This window comes from Stagnihabitans tardus (genome assembly GCF_009925085.1).
GTDB classification, from domain to species: domain Bacteria; phylum Pseudomonadota; class Alphaproteobacteria; order Rhodobacterales; family Rhodobacteraceae; genus Stagnihabitans; species Stagnihabitans tardus.
The window spans coordinates 1-383 of sequence record NZ_JAABNR010000098.1 but is presented as its reverse complement, the minus strand read 5'-3'; the positions used below and the strand labels follow the sequence as shown (position 1 = coordinate 383).

The 383-nt window shown below is 61.9% G+C and carries 1 pseudogene; it reads right to left on the bottom strand.

Annotated elements, in window-relative coordinates:
- Positions 1 to 251, bottom strand: a pseudogene (locus GV832_RS21785) (IS110 family transposase); the annotation flags it as partial.
- Positions 252 to 383 lie beyond the last annotated feature (132 nt).

Sequence of the window (383 nt, the reverse complement as noted above, 5' to 3'; positions counted from 1 at the left end):
CCCTTCACCTGCCGAGTTTCCATAAGCACGGCGTCAAGTCCAGCCTGGGTCAGCCCGCGGTGCAACCATTGCGACAAGGGACCGGCTTCCAGACCGATGGCAGCGATGGTGCCGTCGAGGTCCCCCATCCAGCGCATCAGCCCTTCCGGCTCGCTGGCCGCCTGCGCCTCCCTCACGATCTTCCCATGCTCGCTGATCACGCAGATCGCGGTCTTCTCGAGCGACACGTCCAGTCCGACAAACAGTCTCATCCCGCAGTGAGCTACTCCCCAACTCTTGGACAGATTTCTGGCTGATTTAAGCTACTGCCTGCCTCTGCTGATCGGTTTGGGTTGCGTTGAAGTAGACCACGGCGGGCGGCTGTCCGCCATGGGCAGTGTGAG